This window comes from Spongorhabdus nitratireducens, assembly GCA_947387575.1.
Taxonomy (GTDB): Bacteria; Pseudomonadota; Gammaproteobacteria; order Pseudomonadales; family Endozoicomonadaceae; genus CANDOC01.
Genome location: CANDOC010000004.1, coordinates 122,248 through 140,163 on the forward strand (window position 1 = coordinate 122,248; position 17,916 = coordinate 140,163).

Here is a 17,916-nt window from a genome sequence, read left to right on the forward strand (position 1 = left end):
ATGAAACAGAACAAAACAAAGCAGGTTCTGCTGTTTACCTTGCTGGCACTGGTAACCATTCCGGCTGCCATGCTCTACAACAGTTATGCCATTGAAAATCAGCCTCAACCCGAGCAGCAGCCTGAAGCCGTTAAATTACCAAGTGTCACTGTTATTCCTGTTGCTGCAGGCGCTGCCCAAGGTGTTATTCAGTCCTTCGGTGAGATCAGTGCTGTTGAAGAAGTGACGCTCAGCAGTCAGGTGCAGGGGCAGATTATCTGGCGCAATCCGGCCTTTGTGAATGGGGGTCAGGTTGCAGCGGGAGCCGAGCTGGTGCGGGTGGATCCGACTACTTATAAAGCAGCTCTGGCCAATGCGGAAAAGTCACTGGCGGATGCAGCCTTGAAACTGCAGGAAGAGCGAAACCAGAAACATCAGGTTGAGCTGGAGTGGGAACGTTCAGGTCTGGCTGGTAAACCCGATGCACTGGTATTGCGCAAGCCTCAGATCAAAGTGGCTAAGGCCAGTTATCAGGCAGCCAAAGCAGCCGTTGCTGAAGCACGTCGTAATCTTGAACAAACAGTGATCAAGGCACCTTTTACAGCAGTGGTATTAAAGCGCAGTGCAGGCAAGGGCAGTTATCTGCAGCAGGGAGGGGCGGTTGCGACATTACAGTCCAGTGAGCAGGCTGAAGTTTCTCTGGCTCTTTCAGCAGAGCAGTGGCGCCAGCTGCCCATGGCGCCGGAAGGCATGAAGGTTCAGCTGTTCAGCCGGGATGGTGGTCTGTATCAGTGGCAGGGAAGCATCAGTCGCCTTGCTGCAATCATCGACAAGACCACGCGCCTGCGGACATTAGTGGTAACCGTTAATGAGCCACTGAAACAACAACACCCGCTGCTGTTCGGTAGCTTTGTCAGCGTTGAAATCGGTGGTGCCGAAATTGATGATCTGTATGCCCTGCCTGCTTCAGCACTGACCGCTGATGGTTATATCTGGTGGGTGAAAGGGGATACCTTGCAACGGCATTCAACAGCGCCACTGTTCAGCCATGATGGCCGGATTTATATCAAGCAGGGGGATTTACCGTCCCGTATTCAGGTTGTGCGCAAACCGATGGCCAGTTATCTGCCGAATATGAAAGTCAGTGCACGTATTGAGGATGCGGCAGAATGAACGAGCTTACCAAACAGGGCTGGGTTGCCTGGTTTGCCCGCAACCCGGTTGCTGCCAATCTACTGATGGTGATGATTCTGGTAGCGGGCGGACTGACGGCCATGAAGCTGCGCACCGAAAGTTTTCCGCCACTGCCACCCAACAATATTACCGTTACCGTCGATTACGATAGTGGTTCGGCGGCTTCGACTGAGGAAGGGGTCACGCTGAAAATCGAGGAAGCGCTGCAGGGTGTGCAGGGCATCAAGAAAATCAGCAGTACCTCGGAAGGTAGCGGCAGCACAGTCACCATTGAGCGCACCAGTGGCTATGACCTGGATGTACTCTACCGGGATGTTAAAAACCAGGTTGATGGTATTGCCACTCTCCCAGCACGGGCAGAAAAGCCGGTTATCAGCCGGGAAGTATATCTGGAGGATGCGGTATCGATTCATCTGTATGGTGATGTGGCGCAGGATGTACTGCAGCAAAGTGCCCGCCAGCTGCGGGAACAGTTACTGCAGAATTCGGCCATCGAAAGGGTTGATACCCGTGGCCGGCAGACGCCTGAAATTACGGTGCAGGTTGATGAATACAAACTGCAGGCGCTCGGTCTTAGTCTGGCCGATGTTGCCCGTCGGGTTGGAGCATCCTCTCTGATTGAAGCTGGTGGCGAACTGTTTGATAAAGACGGAACCCTGACGATCAAGGCCGACCGTCAGCGTTATCGAAGCCGGGAGTTCGAGCAAATTCTGCTACGCGAAACAGCAGACGGCCAGCGCCTGACACTGGGTGATGTGGCTACGGTAAAAGATGGCTATGAACAGTCAGCAGTGATCTCGCGCTTTAACGGCAAGCCGGCGATTATGCTGGATATTAAAATGTATGGCAGCTCCGATATCATGGAGATATCCGAGCAGGTGCAGCTGGAAACTGCACGCTATATGAGTCACATGCCGGATAATCTGCAGCTGGAAGTATGGAATGATCGCAGTACCTATATCACCAATCGACTGGGGTTGCTGCTGAAAAACAGTCTGACCGGTATTCTGCTGGTCATGCTGATGCTGGCACTGTTTCTGAATGTGCGGGTAGCTTTCTGGGTGGGCTGTGGCCTGCCGGTTATTTTTGCCGGTGCACTGCTGCTGATGAACCCGATGCTGTTTGATATGACCATCAACGAGCTGACTACATTTGGCTTTATTATCGCACTGGGTATTGTGGTCGATGATGCTGTAGTGGTTGGTGAAAGTGTCTATACCGAGCGGGAGCAACGGGGAGCAACCCTGCATTCCACTATTCGCGGTGCCCAGCGGGTAACACTACCGACGGTGTTCGGGGTGTTGACTACTGTTGTCGCCTTTATGTCGCTGGTGCTGGTGGAAGGAGAACTGGGTAAAATCTTCAGCTTCTTTGCCTATGCTGCAGCTTTCTGTCTGATGTTTTCTCTGGTTGAATCGAAACTGATTCTGCCGGCACACCTGGCGCATCTGAAAATGACCACCGGGCCTTCTTCTAACCCGATAGTTAATGGTTGGCGCTGGTTGCAGGGTCAGGTAAGTGCTGGTCTGGGCTACTTTACCCGAAAGATTTATCGTCCCTTTTTGCATCTGGCCCTGAGATATCGCTATGCAGTACTACTGCTGGCAGTGACCCTGTTTATTCTGGTGATGGGATTACTGTTATCCGGCAAAGTCAGATCGTCTTTCTTTCCGGATGTGCCCAGTGACTTTATTCAGGTTGAGATGACGTTTGAAGACCAGGCGGGATATGGCCTGATTCAGCGCCAAGCCATTGAAGTCGAGCAGGTTGCTCAGGCTATGAACCAGCAGCTGCAAGCCAAATACAAGCTGGCTTCCGAACCCGTGCCCCAGATTATGGTGCTGACAGACAAGTCCAGCGCAACCCTGATTGCCGGACTGTCGCCACGAACCGAGCGGCCTTTCAGCACCCAGGATATGGCTGATATGTGGCAGCAGGGGATTGGCGGTCTTGAAGGTGTCAGAAAGCTGGAGTTTATTACTTCCTGGGCCGGAGCGGCTGATATCAGTATCGAGCTGCGCTCGCAGAATCCGGAAACCCTTAAACTGGCCAGTGCCAGAGTCAGACAGGCATTGGCACAGTATCGTGGCGTATCGGGTATCCAGAACAGTATGAAAGCCGGACAGAGCCAGATTGATCTGGTGCTGAAACCGGAAGGCGAGGCAATGGGCCTGACCATGTCGATGCTGGCCGAGCAGATCCGGTATGCCTATCAGGGCTATGAAGTGCAGCGAATCCAGCGAGGACGTGATGAGGTCAAGGTCAAGGTTCGTTATCCGGATGAGCAGCGTCGTTCAATTGATGATCTGAACCGGGCCCGAATCCGTACTGCAGATGGTCGTGTAGTGCCACTGTCTACCGTGGCTGATATCAGTGCCCGTTATGTGGCCACCGAGATTGAACGTATCGATCGCAGCCGGGTAGCGATTATCACCGCGGACCTGGATAAAACCATTGTATCGTCGTCTGAAATTCTGGCGGCAATGGATACCCAGCTATTTGATCAGCTGAAGCGGGACTATACCGATCTTTCCATTCACCTGGGCGGTGAGGCGCAGGAACAGCAGGAAACTACCAACTCGCTGAAAGGTGCATTTCTGGTAGCGCTGGTGGCGATCTATGCACTGCTGGCGATTCCGCTCAAGTCCTATGTGCAGCCGGTACTGATTATGATGGCGATACCTTTTGGTATTATCGGTGCCCTGTTGGGACACTGGCTGCATGGTATTCCGCTGAGCGTGTTGTCGATCTTCGGTATTCTTGCCCTGTCGGGTGTTGTTGTGAACGACAGTCTGCTGCTGATCAGTCGTTACAATGAGCTGCGGGAAACCGGAAAACCGGTCTGGCTGGCATTGGTAGAATCCGGATGCAGTCGAATGCGGGCGATTATTCTGACCTCTGTAACCACTTATGTCGGACTGGTGCCACTGATCTGGGAAACTTCCGAAAATGCCCAGTTCCTGATTCCAGCTGCGGTGGCGATGGGATACGGCATTCTGTTTGCCACCATGATTACCCTGGTACTGATTCCGGTACTGGTGATGATCAGTGATGATCTGAACCTGGCCCGCTGGTTGCGAAAGCGCAATGCAGTAAAGCATTCGCCTGCCACCCATACACCTGTCACCCTTTCACCTGCTACTGCGGACAAGAGTTAATGAGCAGTTTACCGATACAGTCGTTGCTGGTTGAAGATGATCGCGATCTGGCAGCCTCTGTTGCAGACTACCTGTCACTGGAAAATATTGCGGTTGACCATGCCTACAATGGACAGGCCGGACTGACACTGGCAACCGAAAACGACTATGACATTATTCTGCTGGATCTGATGCTGCCGCGGATGGATGGGCTGGAAATGTGCAATCGGTTACGGCAGGCCGGTGTAGATACTCCGGTATTGATGCTGACCGCACGGGATACCCTGGATGATAAAATTGCCGGCTTTCGGGCCGGTTCGGATGACTATCTGGTCAAACCGTTTGCCATGGAAGAGCTGTTGATGCGGGTGCTGGCCCAGACCCGGCGCCGCAGCAGCCAGGCACGCAAGTTGAGTGTGGACGATCTGGAGCTGGAGCTGGATTCCCGTACAGCGACGCGCGCCGGGCACAACCTAAAGCTGACGCCCAGCGGCTGGACGCTGCTGGAAACCTTGATGCGGGCAAGCCCGGGTGTTGTGACCCGGACCCAGCTGGAGCAGGCGTTGTGGCCTGATATGGCACCGGATACCAACAGTTTGAAAGTGCATCTGTATAACCTGCGCCGCCAGGTGGATAAACCTTTCGAATACCCTCTTATTCATACCGTTTCGGGGCAGGGCTTTGTACTTAGAAAATAAAGTGTACTCAGGAAAGATACTCAGGCAGTGACTGAAAAGGTGAGATGGCTACTCAAGTAGCCGGGGAAAAATCGGGGAGTGGCCACATGTTTAGTTGTGCACACTCCCCGAATCAGTTTACAGGGCTCGATTATGAAGTTTTGTTCAAGGCCCCGTACCATGCGACGGGAGCTGGCAATTTACATTGCGGTGCTGTCTCTGGCGACGGCAGCAGTTTTTACCCAGTTGTTGATGACCTACTTTGAGCGTGGACTGGAAAATGCCGCCGAATTTATCCTGCTGATGGAAGTGCGCAGGTTTGACCAGAATTATCAGAAGGATCCGAACACACCGCTTCCCTACAGCCAGACCCTGAAATTCTTTCTGGATGACCCGGCAACGGCTCCGGCCCTGTTGCAAAAGGCAATTCCCTTTTCCGAGCTTGAACCCGGGGAACTGCTTGATGTTGACTGGGATGAAAATAACATCGGTGAAGAACCCGAGGACTGGGAAGACTGGAAGGGGTATCACTTTTTTACGGCTTACCTGCATATACTGCCCGATGGTAAAAAACTGTATGCCATTTCTGATCTGGAACCCAGCTTACTGACCCATGAGGAGCAACGGAGGCTTGATACTCTTTATTATCGGGTGTTTGTTTTTGGTGGTCTGTACCTGCTACTGATGTTGTTGCTTATCGTGTTCTATAACTTCCGGGTCAATCGCCACACCAGCCAGTTGGCAGTATGGGCCGATGGGTTATCACTGGATTCTATCGAGAAGAGCCATCCTGATTTTCACTATGCGGAACTCAACGGGATTGCAGATCAGCTGATCGAAGCCTTCAAGCGCATTGCATCGTTACTTGAGCGTGAGCATCAGTTTTTGCGTCATGCCAGTCATGAACTCAGAACACCAATTGCTGTGATTCGTGCCAATATGGAACTGCTGGAGCGAATGCCTGTGCCGTCGGTGTTGGAGCGCCCGATCAACAGGGTGCGACGAGCTAACCATGGCATGCTGCAGTTGACTGAAACCTTGCTGTGGCTGAGTCGGGAAAATGCTACGGCTCCGATGTTGCGTGAGGTCAGGATTGACAGTCTGCTGGATGAAATCAGTGAAGACCTGCTCTATCTACTGCAGGACAAGCAGATTGAGTTAAAGCGTGATTATGAGGAAGACATAGCTGCACAGCAGTTACCTGAAACACCGTTGCGGATTGTGCTGGCCAATCTGCTACGCAATGCCTTTCAGTACACCCAGGAAGGTGATGTGCTACTGCAGGCAAGCAACCAGCGTCTGGTGATTCAGAACCGTGATCTGGGGGAAGATTCAATAAATTCGGATGATAGTTTTGGCTTGGGTTTAATGCTGGTGCATCAGATCTGCAAACGTTTGAACTGGGATCTGACACTGCAACCGCTGGGTAACGGGATTCGGGCAGAACTGGTACTGCCCGCTCCAGAATTACAGGCAGTACCAGCAGGGGAACACAATCAGAAGGTGTAGCTGACAGCAACAAAGCCTGTAGTTGCCCGGTTATCGTCTACGATCGGGCTGTCTTTGATTTCCTTGCTGTACCACTCGGAGCCGACAGATGCAGCCAGAGTCCACTGTTCAGACAGCGGGTACTGAGCCATCAGGTTAACACCGTAACGCCAGCTGGCATCCGCGTCATAAGCCTTGCGATCGGTACGGGCATATTTCTGCTCAACACCGAAGTAGTGGTTGGTCAGCTTGTCACTCATCCAGGTTGCATAGACAGTCGGCATCAGGCTGACGGTACCGACGTCGAACGGCACACTCCAGTCCAGCTCTACTTCAGTACCCTTGTGCTCGCTGCTGACATCCTGTGCCACGCTGGCGCCCAGAATACCGAACTCAGTGTAAAGTTCGCCGCCCAGCTTCAGGTTTACACCGCTGTCGACATCCTTCATATCCTTCAGGAACTTGCTGTCTTCACGCTTGCCATCCAGAGTGTCACCGGCAATGGCCGCATAGAAATTGAAATTATCGTTATCAATAAAGTTGTAGCCCGCTTCCAGACCACTGATATAGAAACCCTTGTATTCCAGTTCGATTACCGGAATCGCGGTGGTTTCAGAGTCCTGACCTTTATAAATTGAGCTGGAGCTGGCAGCACCCAGACCCAGGCTCAGATTCAGATCATCGCTGAGTTCAAATGCAGAAGCGGATGAGGAAGCGGCAGCAATGCTGGCAGCGAGTAACAGGGTTGTTGTTTTGGGGGACCTGGTGATCATGCGCACTCTCTTGTTGCAGTGTGTGAGGATTTTGCACTGATCGTATCGGACGGAGGGTAAATGTCGGGTTAAGGTCCTGTTAATCCATTGTTATCAATTCTGCCGGACATGTAAAAAACATGCCCGGTTTGTCTGGCATTATGTCAGGCGAGAGCCAGCTTGGGGTAATCCCCGTATTTGTTCTCACCTTCCTTGCTGTCCATAACCAGGAATATAAGCAACACAATTGTGCCAATCAGTGGGATGAAACTGATCAAAACCCACCAACCTGAGCGTTCGGTATCGTGCAGTCGTCTAACAGTAACCGCGATGCTGGGAATCAGAATCGCAAGGCTGTATACGAGACTGAGAACGCCAGGGCTGCCCAAAAGTCCCTCAACAAAACCGATAGCGAGGGCGATCAGAAAGTTAATCAGGATAAACATCCAGTATTCTTTTCTTCTGGCCCGGCCACTGAATACTGCATATTGCTTAAGGACTTTTAAATACCATTCCATTACTTATCTCCATTTTTATAATGCTCCCCCGATTTAATGATTGTTTTAGCTGCGGAGGATCAGCAGATTTTTCAGGTAGGTGATATTCCATATTCGATAAAACAAAATCACCGTCAGTGTTTTGTTAAATTCTGTCGTATATGGAATGGTGTGTAAATGCTTTTTCAGGAAAATATAAGCTGTATTTTTGAGGTAGTTTGATTTCAATTGCTGTGAAAAAACAGCGCCTGGAAATCATCACATCCCTTGTATTGATCGGCTTTTGGTATGCTATTATCGGGATCTAAAAATAACAATATAAAGGATATGGATGTTGAATACAGGAAGTGTTGTTGATGTGACCAATGGCTGGCGGCAAAAAGAAAGCATTAATAAGAATGCCTGGCTTGTTTTGTTTTTTCTTTGTCTTCTATTGATCGTGGGCTGTAGCCAGCAAGCTGAAATTACCAATCCGGAAGAGCAGTATCAATTGGGTGTTGATTATTCCAATGGTATTGGTGTTGAGCAGTCCGACGAGCTGGCGGCCAAGTGGTTTAAGGCTGCGGCAGAACAGGGCCACACTGAAGCGCAGTACCAGTTGGCAATAGCCTATGATGAAGGTCTTGGCGTCGAGTTATCCTATGAAGAGTCTGCCAAATGGTATCTGCTGGCGGCAGAAAACGGACATGGAGGCGCACAGTTTAATCTTGCCATGTCTTATGAAGACGGCCTTGGTGTCGAGCAGTCCTATGAGCAGGCAATCAGGTGGTATCAATTGGCTGCTGCAAATGGAGAAGCTGATGCTTTAAATAATCTGGGCATGCTTTATATGGATGGAAGAGGAGTAACCCAGTCGTTTAAAAAGGCAGCGGAATACTTTAAACATCCGGATCTTTCGAATCATCCGGTTGCTATGACAAATCTGGCGTCTCTTTATATCAATGGTAATGGTGTCGGGCAGTCTTATCCAAAGGCCATTCGGTTATTGAATAGCGCTATCGCACAGGATGATAAAGGAGCAATGTACCTGCTCGGTAGTCTGTATGAATATGGTGACGGTGTTGCCCGCTCTCATGATAAGGCGTTCAGGCTCTATCAGCAGGCCGTTGAATCCGGACTGGATGAGGCCCAGTTCCGTCTTGGAGTGATGTATGAATATGGCAAGGGAACGGAGCTTTCATTAACCCGTGCTGCTGAATGGTATTTAAAAGCGGCAAATCAGGGGCATTCAAATGCGCAAAAGTTTATAGCTGACTTTTATTTACTGGGTAAGGGCGTGGAAAAGTCTCCTGAACAAGCGCATTTCTGGTATACCAAATCAGCACTTAACGGTAATCCGGAAGCCCAGTTTGCGCTGGGTGTGTTGAGTGAAGAAGGTTTGGGGGTTACACAGTCCGCTAAAGTGGCTATGGAGTGGTATCAGAAATCTGCTGCCCAGGATTATCCGGAGGCTCATTACAATCTCTATCATACTTATCTCGAACGCGGTGCACAGAAGAAGGCGTTCCACTATCTCGAAAGGAGTGCAGAGCTTGGCTTAAGTGATGCCCAGCGTGATCTCGGAATGCATTACGACCAGAATGGAAACAAAGATCAGGCGGTTTACTGGTATCAGCAGGCTGTTGATCAGGATGACCCTGTCGCTGCACTGAATCTGGGCCTGATGTATGCAGATGGGGAAGGGGTTCCTCAATCCATGGATAAAGCCTTTTCACTGCTCCAGCGATCGGCACAGCAAAACTTAAGCGACAGCTATGTCATTCTGGGCATGATGTATGAGAAAGGCTACGGCGTTACACCATCACTTCAAAAAGCTGTTGACTGGTACACCAGAGCTGCAGATGAGGGTGATGCTGAAGCCATGGGACTGCTCGGCGTACTTTATCTCAAGGGCACAGGCGTAGAGAAGGATATAGATTACGGGATTAATCTGTTGCAGGCATCTGCTTCAGCCGGAGATCCCTATGCTATCGAGGTGCTTGACCGAATAGGGATTTAAAAGTGATGAACTATCTCCCACCACTTAAAGGAGGAGGAAGATAGTTCGCTGGCTGTTTAAGCCCGGGACATAAACTTGCCGGTTTCAGTATTGATCTTGATCTGTTCGCCTTCGGCCAGGTATTCCGGAACCTGGACTTCCAGACCGGAAGCCATGCGTGCCGGCTTGGTGCGTGCGGCAGCAGAAGCACCTTTGATAACCGGCGTGGTTTCCATCACGGTCATGACTACAGTCTGGGGCAGTTCAATCGCAACCGGGTTGCCGTCAACCAGCAGTGCCATCAGACCTTCCATACCGTCCTGCAGGTAAGGCATCTGGGCTTCCAGTGCATCTACATTGAGCATGTACTGGCTGTAATCTTCCAGATCCATAAAGGTGATCATGTCGCCTTCGCGGTACAGCATGGAAGCCTGACGGCGCTGCAGGTCAACATCGGTGAACTGGTCATCACCCTTGTAGCTGCCTTCCAGTTTCTGGCCGCCAGGAATCTGGTTGAAACGGATCTTGTACAGGGTGGAAGCACCGCGGGAAGAAGGGCTCTGGGCTTCTACCGTACGGGCCATGTAGAGCTTGTTGTTGATTTCAACAATGTTTCCTTTCTTGATCTCGCGAGCGTAAGGCATGGTGACTTCGAATCCTTCTGGTTCAAAATGGGCCAGGGAGCGTTCTCAATTAAACAGTGAGCAACGCTCCCTATAAAATATGATGGCGGATTTTAGGCCAAAGCCGGGTTCAGGGATACTCGGAATAGTGCGCAGTTATGGATTAGCGCTACAGAGCGATTGACCTTTACTGCCGAATCTCTCAGCATGAAATGTCCCTTCTGATAACAATGATAACTACCGGATACCTGCCGCGATGAAGAAACTGCTGCTTTCTGTCCTTGCCGCTTTTGGACTTGGTGTGTTGTTAACGATGGCTGTTGATACGGTGCTGGATGCCGCGGAACCGGCAGAAGAGCAACCGTTATTCGAGTTTGATGGCAAAAACCTGACCCGTCATGACCTGCCGCCGGGCTATGCCGAAGCCTGGTTTGGCATCGAGAAGCAGGCCTATGAGCACAAGAAAACAGTTATCGGCCATGCCGTGCGGGATATGTATCTGGAAAAGATCATGGCCGAGCATGGTCTTGACCGTCAGGAAGCACTGGCCAAAGCCATGCCCCAGGCAGAAGTGACGGAAGAAGAGATGCAGCTGTTCTATGAACAGAATAAAGAGCAGATTCAGGCGCCTTATGAATCGGTTAAGCCCCGCATCCAGCAATACCTGATGAAAAGCCGCAGTCAGGAAGCCGAACAGCTGTTGCTGGAAAAACTGAAGACCGAACACATCTACCAGATCAAGCTGGCTCCCCCGGTATCGCCGCTGAACCTGATTGATGTAGCCGGCTTTCCGGCAAAAGGTAGCGAAGACCCGGTGCTGACACTGGTGAAATTTGCTGACTATCAATGCCCGCATTGCGGAGTCGCGGCACGCACAGTGGACAAGCTGGTGGATAAATACGGCGACAAGATCCGGCTGGTCTACATGGACTTTCCCATTAACCGTTCCGGTATTTCCCGTAATGTGGCACTGGCCGGGGTTTGTGCCGATGAGCAGCAACTGTTCTGGCAATTTAATAAGTTGGCCTTTGAACAGCAGGCCGAACTGACAGAAGCATCACCCCGCGAACTGGCTGAGGCCATCGGTACCAATATGGAACAGTTTGACCAGTGTATGGCCTCGGCACGACCGGAAGAAAAGCTCAGCCGATCAGAAGCCGAGGCCGAACGGCTGGGGCTGACTTATACCCCGACACTGTTTCTGAATGGTCAAAGGCTGGAAACAACAGATCTGGAGCAGGGGCTGGTAACAGCAATAGAAGAGAGACTGCAGTAATAGCAGCGCTATGCCTATGAGATTTCAGAGTGCCTCATGCAAGGCGATTACATGAGGCGCAATGAATGTAGATGCCTGAAGCGGAATACTATTTGTGATTCACAGTATTTCTGAAGTTAATGGTCTTCTTCGGATTACCCGACGCATCAACAATATCCTGACGCCGCTCTACCTTGTAAATGTGGCGATAGTAGGTTGCTTCAACTTCTTGCGGAGTCAGTGAGCCGACATAGAGCCCGCAACTTTGAAGGTAGGCCGTCATATGTCTGGTGTGTGGCATGGCTTGATCCGATCCTGTGGTCGGTGCTGGCTGCGGAAATCGGCCGCAACTTTAAGTCCAATAAGAAGAGGGTGCCTTGATATAAATCAGATACAGGCGCAGCAAATAAACAAATACTAACTGTCTATGCTCTGTTGTCCGGGGCAGGTAAGGGTGCACGTCCTTGTGCAGATCACATCCCTGTAACTAATAACCTATCCCTTTGAGCCAGCTTCCGCTGCGGGATATGCCTATTGGTTTTGTGAGACATATCTCACAGTTTTCTGCTACTACCCGCTGGAGCCCTCCGTATGCATGACATATCATAAGCCCCATTTTATGAAGGTTTGGTGAAGCAATGAGTAAATCTCTGCGTGATCAGCTGATGGGAGCCGGCCTGGCGAACAAGCAGCAGGCACAGGATGCCCAGAAGCACGTAAAGAAAAAGAAGAAAAAGGGCGGCGGTAATCTGTCCCCTGAAGCCAGGGCGGCCCAGGCCAAAGCCCGGCAGGAACAGGCACAGCGTGACCGTGAACTGAACCTGAAGCGGGAAGCCGAGCGCAAGCAAAAGGGCATTCAGGCTGAAATCCGCCAGCTGATTGAACAGCACCGGATGCCGGTAGGTAAAGGTGAAGTGGGCTACAACTTTGTCCACGACAAGAAGATCAAGAAGCTCTATGTAACCGCAGACGAGCAGACCAAGCTGGCCCGCGGCAAGCTGGCAGTGATGTTCTTTGAAGAGACCTACTACCTGCTGCAGCTGGATATCGCCGAGCGCATTATCGAGCGTGAACCGGATATCTTTGTGCTGATCAACAAGCCGGAAGAAAGCACCGGTGAAGATGATGATTATCCGCCGATTCCGGATGATTTGATGTGGTGATTAGGTTGTTGGTTTGAAGAAAAGCCGGAAGATGGATTGTTCTTTCGGCTTTTTGGGAGGTCTGGATATTAGGCTAGAAATCCATTTTAGGAACTTGCTCTTTAAAAATATATATCTGGAAGCTCAGTTTCTGATTGATGAAACTGTAGTATATTTGATTATATTTCAGAGCATTCAATGCTTTAATATGTTTGATCATGAGAATATACGCTATAAGAAAAACAATATTTGTTTAACCTCAAGTCGTATAAAAAAGGGGCTAAATACGTCGAATGTTGGATTGTCTTGTAGCCTAAATTTTAGTTGTACAGTATAAAGTAGATGTCTTCTTTTAAATAATAGATATCACTTAAATTAATATTTTTATTACATCGAATAGGACCTAAATGTTAGGAAGTTTGTTAGCTGATAAAGTTGATGTTTCGAGCTCTCAGAATAATCCACCATTTGAAACAGATTATGACTATCAGGAGATTTTGGATAATCACCAGTCAGCAATTGAGGATTGGAAAGCTTTAAATAAACAAGAAAAGCTGAATTACAAAAACAACCTTGTCTGCTATATGAAGGAGTATAATGTTCTTGATCCAAAGGACGAAGCTTTCTTGAAATGTAAAAATTTTCATATTCTGACAAGAGAAATAGATGAAAGAATTAAATCTGTAAATTCATTTGAAATGTTACCAATAGATGATTTGCACTTTGAAAAATCTCTTTTGGAGTTAATGGAAAATATTGAAAATACTGTTCAGATACGAGAGCTATATAAGTTAAGAAATAAAACTTTAGGAAAAACAAAGAATGCAGGAGTCAAGGCAGATGATGCAGCAAGATTGAAAAACTGTCTGCGTCAAGGGAGAGAATTGTTTCTCTCAGGTAAAAATGGATCTTTGATGGTTAAGCCATTAAATTATTTTTATTCGCTAACAGCATATTCTTACGCTGCAATTATACTGAACAATCCAATTAGATATAATCTGGAGGGATTGCCAGGTTCTCATGGCGTTAACTTCCTCCCAGATGACATGAGGATTCAATTTGGTGGGGAAATGCCTCATGGTACTTTTAGTGATTTGTTCACATCTTTTCCCACCACACTGATTAGAAACAAAAACTTTGAGGTAATACAAGATAATACCGATTCAATTTTGGCCTTTTATAAAAATAAACATACCGTCAGTATGGGAACCATGCTCAGTATGATCCCAGAAATCAGGGAGTATCATAAACTAATCACTGGGGAGCGGAGTAGAACACATCCACTTGAGATTACCCTTGGTAATGATCGCCGTATAAATACTTGGGAGTTTCAAATAGGGGACGGTGAAACTAAGATTCCTAGTGAAGAAATTGAAAATGCGTTCCCAAATTTTAGTGTTGTAGAAAGGCATGGTAAGTTTGTTGTATCTGTCCCAGCTGTTGATTCACACAAAATAAAAGCATCTATAACTGTAGATGCACGAGGTAACTTTTGGTTCATTGAGAATCCATTTTTCCCTGTCATCTTACCTGAAATGAGTATTCATTTTATTTTGACCAATGTGTTTAGCAATATCATGCGTTACTCTCCAGATAGATGGGGAGGAATTCTTCTGAATGAGGTTAATTCAGATATTTCATTAATTGTAAGAAAATACCTTTCTGCTTTTGAGAATAAATTTCCAATTTTATTGTTGAGGTCGATATCTAAGTATTACCCATACATTATTGAGAACTAAATTTTATTAGATTGAAGGGTATTCATGTTTTTGTTAGCCTTGATTCATGTGGTTCATGCCTTCATTATATGATTTAAATTGATCCTGTGAATTATGTCTTTTCAAGATCAAAGGCAGGGCTGATAGGAGTTATGGATATCCTTTTATTTATGTCAGAATTTTTCTTTTTAAATTTAAATAAAAAGATATCAAAACACTAAAAAAGACTGGCATGTTTTAGGTAGTCTTTGAAGTGGTTCTTCCTTCTTTCTGGGACTCATTTTTCTAGAGGAAGGATCTTTTCAAGTATTATTCATTAACTTGGTGGGTTTAAATAAATGGAAGAGTAGAGAAAGTTATATGAAAATGCTAAATATAATTGGCATTTAAAATCAGCTAAATAAAAATCCATATTTTTGATGGCTTAAAAATTTTAGAAGCTAATATTTTTTAGTCGCTGATTTTATTTTATGTATTAAAATGTTGAGTTTGTAACGATTATGACGAAAGACCAAAGTCAAGATGTATCTAAGTCTAACTGGTTGGTGTCCTTTGGGCTTTTAATGTTAACTCTTGCTTTTGCAGCAATAATTTATATAGCATTTGTTTTGTCTAATGATAGTAGATTTAATCCAGCCGACTGGGACTTCAAAGGCCAGTACTTTTTATATTCTTTTGTATTTTCTGTTTTATTGGTGGTTTTAGTGAATTATTTTGTGGTTTCAAGAGATATTGATTTTGAATCAAAGATCGAGAGCGCATTTGATACTAACGAATACAGGAATGCAGAAAAGAAATGGTTAGACTGTATCTTATCACATTATGCTAATGTGGCTACTGTCGGTTTATTGTTGATGAGTTTAATTTTCATATTAAAACCATATGTTCATAAAGTACAGTTTTTATTAACTACGCTACCTTTGGGTTTATTTACTTCGCTAATCTTTGCTTTATACTCATTGTTCTTCATTAGGCTTGCAAAAGGGTTAGCGAAATATAGTATTTGGATTTACTTTGCGATTGGTTTTCTTGTATTAATATTGGATATGCAAGTAATTGAACTTTTTATCAAGAGTGTACCGCAAGGATGAATATAAGCTGAGTATCCGCTTTACTTGCCTCCTGAGAATGGTTGTGTGCTGAAGATCACCTGATCGGCAGGAACTATGAGCATCGTCGTTAGTGGGTTGTCGACAGACTGAAGGCATTGGTAGATATCTTGGCCACCGAAGCTTGTGCTTAATTTAGCCAAAAAGATACTGAGAAAAGCAGAATTTGTATGAGTTCTGCTTTGCTTCAGCCTCTATGTAAAACACCAATAAAATGATGCAATGCCTGCCGAGCATTATTCTGAAACGCTTCATTATCCAACGCAGGAAAAATCAACCGTTGCTCATCGATCTCACCACTTAATCCCTTCTTGCTGGCATAAAATATGCCACTCTTTAAATCTTGATTGTAAAGCCCTTCAAGGTAACGCCTGGCACCAAAATCTGCCCGGTGGGCTTTTCCAAAAAGCACCATCAACCACATCATGGTTTTCATAAAGGTTTTTTGTAATACCGGTAAGGTCTCTGCACCCTGGGTTCCGGCAGTCAGGCCCGGGCTCATGGTGATAAATTTGATTTCCGGATGTTGTCTTGCAAGGGCTGATATCCAGAATGCGCCGATCAGTTTGATATGGTTGTAAATGACCATAGGATCATTTTCGTTTTCGAAATATGAGCCATCACAGATACTGATAAATTCTTCGGTGGAGTAGTTGGCGAGCTCCGGGCGTTTCATGCCCATTTCTTTCACGCCCCGGCTGCCTTCAGAGCCGGAATAAACCGCAACCTGAGTAAGCCTTTTGGCCTTGATCAGTTCATTGATTAATACGACGTGCCCCAGCAGGTTCACGGCTGCGATATTGATCACCCCCTCTTTGGTCAGTTGTTTAAAGTTATAGCCACCGGACCCTCCGGCATTCATTACCAGACCATCAACAGGTTGCTCCAGTTGTGAAACGGCCTGACGGACAGAATCGGTATCGCTGACATCCATCAGCAGAATTTCAAAAATCTGTTTACCCGTCACCTGCTCAAGTTCTGCTTTGGCCTGCAGGGCTTTTTGCTGATTGCGGCAGCCCAGGTAGATGGTTTCAATACCTTTTTGATCGGCTAACTGTCTGGCGCACTCTTTGCCAAGACCAGCATTTGCGCCTGTTACCAATACGCGTTTTAACATAGCGAATTCCCCTGCTAGCGCTTTAATGGTCGTGGAGTGACGGGAATATGAAGATAGATTTCACTATCTGAGCTGTTCGGGTTTTCAACATTGAATTTATTGCCGTACAGCTCAAAGTCCGGCTTCTCGACATAGTCATAGTGAGATTTCGGTAGCCAGCTGCCCCAGATGTATTTCAGTGTTTTTTCCAGATCCGCAACAGCGCCCCGGTGAGTAAACCTTGCGTACATTTGCTCGGGTAGTTCGCGGGTAATCATGCCTTCGGGTACATCGTCAAAATTAGTCACAGCAACGGAGCAGATATAGCTGAAGGTGACTCTGTCATCTTCCTCCTGATACTGCTCATAAATACCGAAGAACTCCGGGCTGACCTGGTTCGGAATTTTGCCGCGATAAGGGCCGAATGCTGACCAGAGTCTGGGTAGATTCAAATCACTGTCATCATATTGTTGGGAAATACCAACCAGTTTGGTGGCTGGCCGGATAAAGATCTCCGGCTCCATGCTGATATCGTTCTGCAGGTAGTTGAGCATATGAGGGCTGAACTGATCCTTATACAGCAGGCGAAAAGGATCCCTGGCCTTGCGATACTGTGCCGGCGTCATATTAAACTGGGCCTTGAAGGCACGGGTAAACGCTTCCTGTGAATCAAACTGGCAGGCCAGTGCCAGATCGAGAATATTAATATCGTCACTCAGAAGCTTGGTGGCAGCGACGGTTAATCGCCTTTTTCGTAGATACTCTTTTGGCGTATCGCCCACCAGGGCTTTAAAAATACGGCTGAAGTGATAGGTCGAATAATGAGATGCGGCAGCAATTTCATGCACCGAAATTTTTTCAAATAAATGCTGTTCGACAAAATCTATACTTTTAAAAAATCGTTGCATAACCCGATTCCTGTTCAATGCAGCTGCAGGTCTAGATAAGCACCTTGCGTCTTATATTTTTTCACTGCAAATGTAGTAACGAATATCTCTGAACCCCTGATCCCGCAGCGGAAGCAGCTTTTGGTATTCCGGGTCATTGAATAACGCTTCCACGGCCTGACGGTGAGGGAATGACAGTACAGAAAATACCGATGGTGCTGCAGCATCATCCAATGCCTGCTCTACATCGTAAGTTGCGACCTTAACAACGCCGTGTGCTTTTGAAACGATATGAGCTTGTTCCATATAGCTCACCAAAGCATCAAGGTTATCAAAATCAGGCGTTGCTTCGATCATCAGGAATACCGGATAGTCCATAGGTGA

At 47.5% G+C, this 17,916-nt stretch carries 16 protein-coding genes; 9 read left to right on the forward strand and 7 right to left on the reverse strand.

What is annotated here, in order from left to right; all coding sequences use genetic code 11:
* From ACYZZ0_RS08990 to ACYZZ0_RS09005, 4 genes are all read left to right on the forward strand, one after another.
* Positions 1-1,152: an efflux RND transporter periplasmic adaptor subunit gene (locus ACYZZ0_RS08990; RefSeq protein WP_461536280.1), complete on the forward strand. Its 1,152-nt coding sequence runs from the start codon at positions 1-3 to the stop codon at positions 1,150-1,152.
* The gene (locus ACYZZ0_RS08995; protein WP_461536281.1) at positions 1,149-4,331 is read left to right on the forward strand and encodes an efflux RND transporter permease subunit; all 3,183 of its coding nucleotides are present in this window, start codon (positions 1,149-1,151) and stop codon (positions 4,329-4,331) included. The genes ACYZZ0_RS08990 and ACYZZ0_RS08995 overlap by 4 nt, the downstream gene beginning before the upstream one ends.
* Positions 4,331-5,008 (forward strand): response regulator transcription factor, encoded by a 678-nt coding sequence (locus ACYZZ0_RS09000; protein WP_461536282.1) that lies wholly within the window; start codon positions 4,331-4,333, stop codon positions 5,006-5,008. Before ACYZZ0_RS08995 ends, ACYZZ0_RS09000 begins: the two co-directional genes overlap by 1 nt.
* Positions 5,009-5,140: 132 nt before the next feature.
* Positions 5,141-6,496 (forward strand): sensor histidine kinase, encoded by a 1,356-nt coding sequence (locus tag ACYZZ0_RS09005; RefSeq protein ID WP_461536283.1) that lies wholly within the window; start codon positions 5,141-5,143, stop codon positions 6,494-6,496.
* On the opposite strand, the gene ACYZZ0_RS09010 is transcribed toward ACYZZ0_RS09005, so the two are convergent.
* On the reverse strand, positions 6,484-7,248 hold the full coding sequence (locus ACYZZ0_RS09010) for a MipA/OmpV family protein (protein ID WP_461536284.1): 765 nt from the start codon (positions 7,246-7,248) through the stop codon (positions 6,484-6,486). The two genes, ACYZZ0_RS09005 and ACYZZ0_RS09010, sit on opposite strands and share 13 nt — an antisense overlap.
* Positions 7,249-7,391: 143 nt before the next feature.
* Positions 7,392-7,745, reverse strand: a complete 354-nt coding sequence (locus ACYZZ0_RS09015; protein WP_461536285.1) for a DUF805 domain-containing protein — start codon at positions 7,743-7,745, stop codon at positions 7,392-7,394.
* Positions 7,746-8,055: 310 nt separating this feature from the next.
* Between ACYZZ0_RS09015 and ACYZZ0_RS09020 the strand changes: the two genes are divergently transcribed.
* Positions 8,056-9,723, forward strand: coding sequence for a tetratricopeptide repeat protein (locus ACYZZ0_RS09020; protein WP_461536286.1), 1,668 nt, complete (start codon positions 8,056-8,058; stop codon positions 9,721-9,723).
* A gap of 56 nt (positions 9,724-9,779) precedes the next feature.
* On the opposite strand, the gene efpL is transcribed toward ACYZZ0_RS09020, so the two are convergent.
* Positions 9,780-10,346, reverse strand: a complete 567-nt coding sequence (gene efpL / locus ACYZZ0_RS09025; protein WP_461536287.1) for an elongation factor P-like protein EfpL — start codon at positions 10,344-10,346, stop codon at positions 9,780-9,782.
* A 235-nt stretch (positions 10,347-10,581) separates the two neighbouring features.
* On the opposite strand from efpL, the gene ACYZZ0_RS09030 reads away from it, so the two are divergent.
* Positions 10,582-11,601, forward strand: a complete 1,020-nt coding sequence (locus ACYZZ0_RS09030; RefSeq protein WP_461536288.1) for a DsbA family protein — start codon at positions 10,582-10,584, stop codon at positions 11,599-11,601.
* 88 nt (positions 11,602-11,689) lie between these two features.
* Here the strand turns inward: ACYZZ0_RS09030 and ACYZZ0_RS09035 are convergent, their stop codons facing one another.
* Complete coding sequence (locus tag ACYZZ0_RS09035) at positions 11,690-11,881, reverse strand: hypothetical protein (RefSeq protein ID WP_461536289.1); 192 nt, start codon at positions 11,879-11,881, stop codon at positions 11,690-11,692.
* 337 nt (positions 11,882-12,218) lie between these two features.
* Between ACYZZ0_RS09035 and ACYZZ0_RS09040 the strand changes: the two genes are divergently transcribed.
* From ACYZZ0_RS09040 to ACYZZ0_RS09050, 3 genes are all read left to right on the forward strand, one after another.
* Positions 12,219-12,743 carry a DUF2058 domain-containing protein gene (locus ACYZZ0_RS09040; protein WP_461536290.1) on the forward strand — a complete coding sequence of 175 codons (525 nt, stop codon included), beginning with the start codon at positions 12,219-12,221 and terminating at the stop codon, positions 12,741-12,743.
* A 386-nt stretch (positions 12,744-13,129) separates the two neighbouring features.
* The gene (locus tag ACYZZ0_RS09045) at positions 13,130-14,461 is read left to right on the forward strand and encodes a YaaC family protein (RefSeq protein WP_461536291.1); all 1,332 of its coding nucleotides are present in this window, start codon (positions 13,130-13,132) and stop codon (positions 14,459-14,461) included.
* Between the two features lie 479 nt (positions 14,462-14,940).
* Positions 14,941-15,531 carry a hypothetical protein gene (locus ACYZZ0_RS09050; RefSeq protein WP_461536292.1) on the forward strand — a complete coding sequence of 197 codons (591 nt, stop codon included), beginning with the start codon at positions 14,941-14,943 and terminating at the stop codon, positions 15,529-15,531.
* Between the two features lie 205 nt (positions 15,532-15,736).
* On the opposite strand, the gene ACYZZ0_RS09055 is transcribed toward ACYZZ0_RS09050, so the two are convergent.
* From ACYZZ0_RS09055 to ACYZZ0_RS09065, 3 genes are read right to left on the reverse strand one after another with little or no spacing between them, the layout of a single operon-like run.
* Positions 15,737-16,666: an SDR family NAD(P)-dependent oxidoreductase gene (locus ACYZZ0_RS09055; protein ID WP_461536293.1), complete on the reverse strand. Its 930-nt coding sequence runs from the start codon at positions 16,664-16,666 to the stop codon at positions 15,737-15,739.
* A 14-nt stretch (positions 16,667-16,680) separates the two neighbouring features.
* Positions 16,681-17,553, reverse strand: a complete 873-nt coding sequence (locus ACYZZ0_RS09060) for an AraC family transcriptional regulator (RefSeq protein WP_461536294.1) — start codon at positions 17,551-17,553, stop codon at positions 16,681-16,683.
* Between the two features lie 51 nt (positions 17,554-17,604).
* Positions 17,605-17,910, reverse strand: coding sequence for a DUF1330 domain-containing protein (locus tag ACYZZ0_RS09065; RefSeq protein WP_461536295.1), 306 nt, complete (start codon positions 17,908-17,910; stop codon positions 17,605-17,607).
* Positions 17,911-17,916: the final 6 nt, after the last annotated feature.

Coding starts and splice junctions, on each gene's coding strand:
- ACYZZ0_RS08990 (WP_461536280.1), top strand. CDS start 1: ATGAAACAGAACAAAACAAAGCAGGTTCTGCTGTTTACCTTGCTGGCA.
- ACYZZ0_RS08995 (WP_461536281.1), top strand. CDS start 1,149: ATGAACGAGCTTACCAAACAGGGCTGGGTTGCCTGGTTTGCCCGCAAC.
- ACYZZ0_RS09000 (WP_461536282.1), top strand. CDS start 4,331: ATGAGCAGTTTACCGATACAGTCGTTGCTGGTTGAAGATGATCGCGAT.
- ACYZZ0_RS09005 (WP_461536283.1), top strand. CDS start 5,141: ATGAAGTTTTGTTCAAGGCCCCGTACCATGCGACGGGAGCTGGCAATT.
- ACYZZ0_RS09010 (WP_461536284.1), bottom strand. CDS start 7,248: ATGATCACCAGGTCCCCCAAAACAACAACCCTGTTACTCGCTGCCAGC.
- ACYZZ0_RS09015 (WP_461536285.1), bottom strand. CDS start 7,745: ATGGAATGGTATTTAAAAGTCCTTAAGCAATATGCAGTATTCAGTGGC.
- ACYZZ0_RS09020 (WP_461536286.1), top strand. CDS start 8,056: ATGTTGAATACAGGAAGTGTTGTTGATGTGACCAATGGCTGGCGGCAA.
- efpL (WP_461536287.1), bottom strand. CDS start 10,346: ATGCCTTACGCTCGCGAGATCAAGAAAGGAAACATTGTTGAAATCAAC.
- ACYZZ0_RS09030 (WP_461536288.1), top strand. CDS start 10,582: ATGAAGAAACTGCTGCTTTCTGTCCTTGCCGCTTTTGGACTTGGTGTG.
- ACYZZ0_RS09035 (WP_461536289.1), bottom strand. CDS start 11,881: ATGCCACACACCAGACATATGACGGCCTACCTTCAAAGTTGCGGGCTC.
- ACYZZ0_RS09040 (WP_461536290.1), top strand. CDS start 12,219: ATGAGTAAATCTCTGCGTGATCAGCTGATGGGAGCCGGCCTGGCGAAC.
- ACYZZ0_RS09045 (WP_461536291.1), top strand. CDS start 13,130: ATGTTAGGAAGTTTGTTAGCTGATAAAGTTGATGTTTCGAGCTCTCAG.
- ACYZZ0_RS09050 (WP_461536292.1), top strand. CDS start 14,941: ATGACGAAAGACCAAAGTCAAGATGTATCTAAGTCTAACTGGTTGGTG.
- ACYZZ0_RS09055 (WP_461536293.1), bottom strand. CDS start 16,666: ATGTTAAAACGCGTATTGGTAACAGGCGCAAATGCTGGTCTTGGCAAA.
- ACYZZ0_RS09060 (WP_461536294.1), bottom strand. CDS start 17,553: ATGCAACGATTTTTTAAAAGTATAGATTTTGTCGAACAGCATTTATTT.
- ACYZZ0_RS09065 (WP_461536295.1), bottom strand. CDS start 17,910: ATGGACTATCCGGTATTCCTGATGATCGAAGCAACGCCTGATTTTGAT.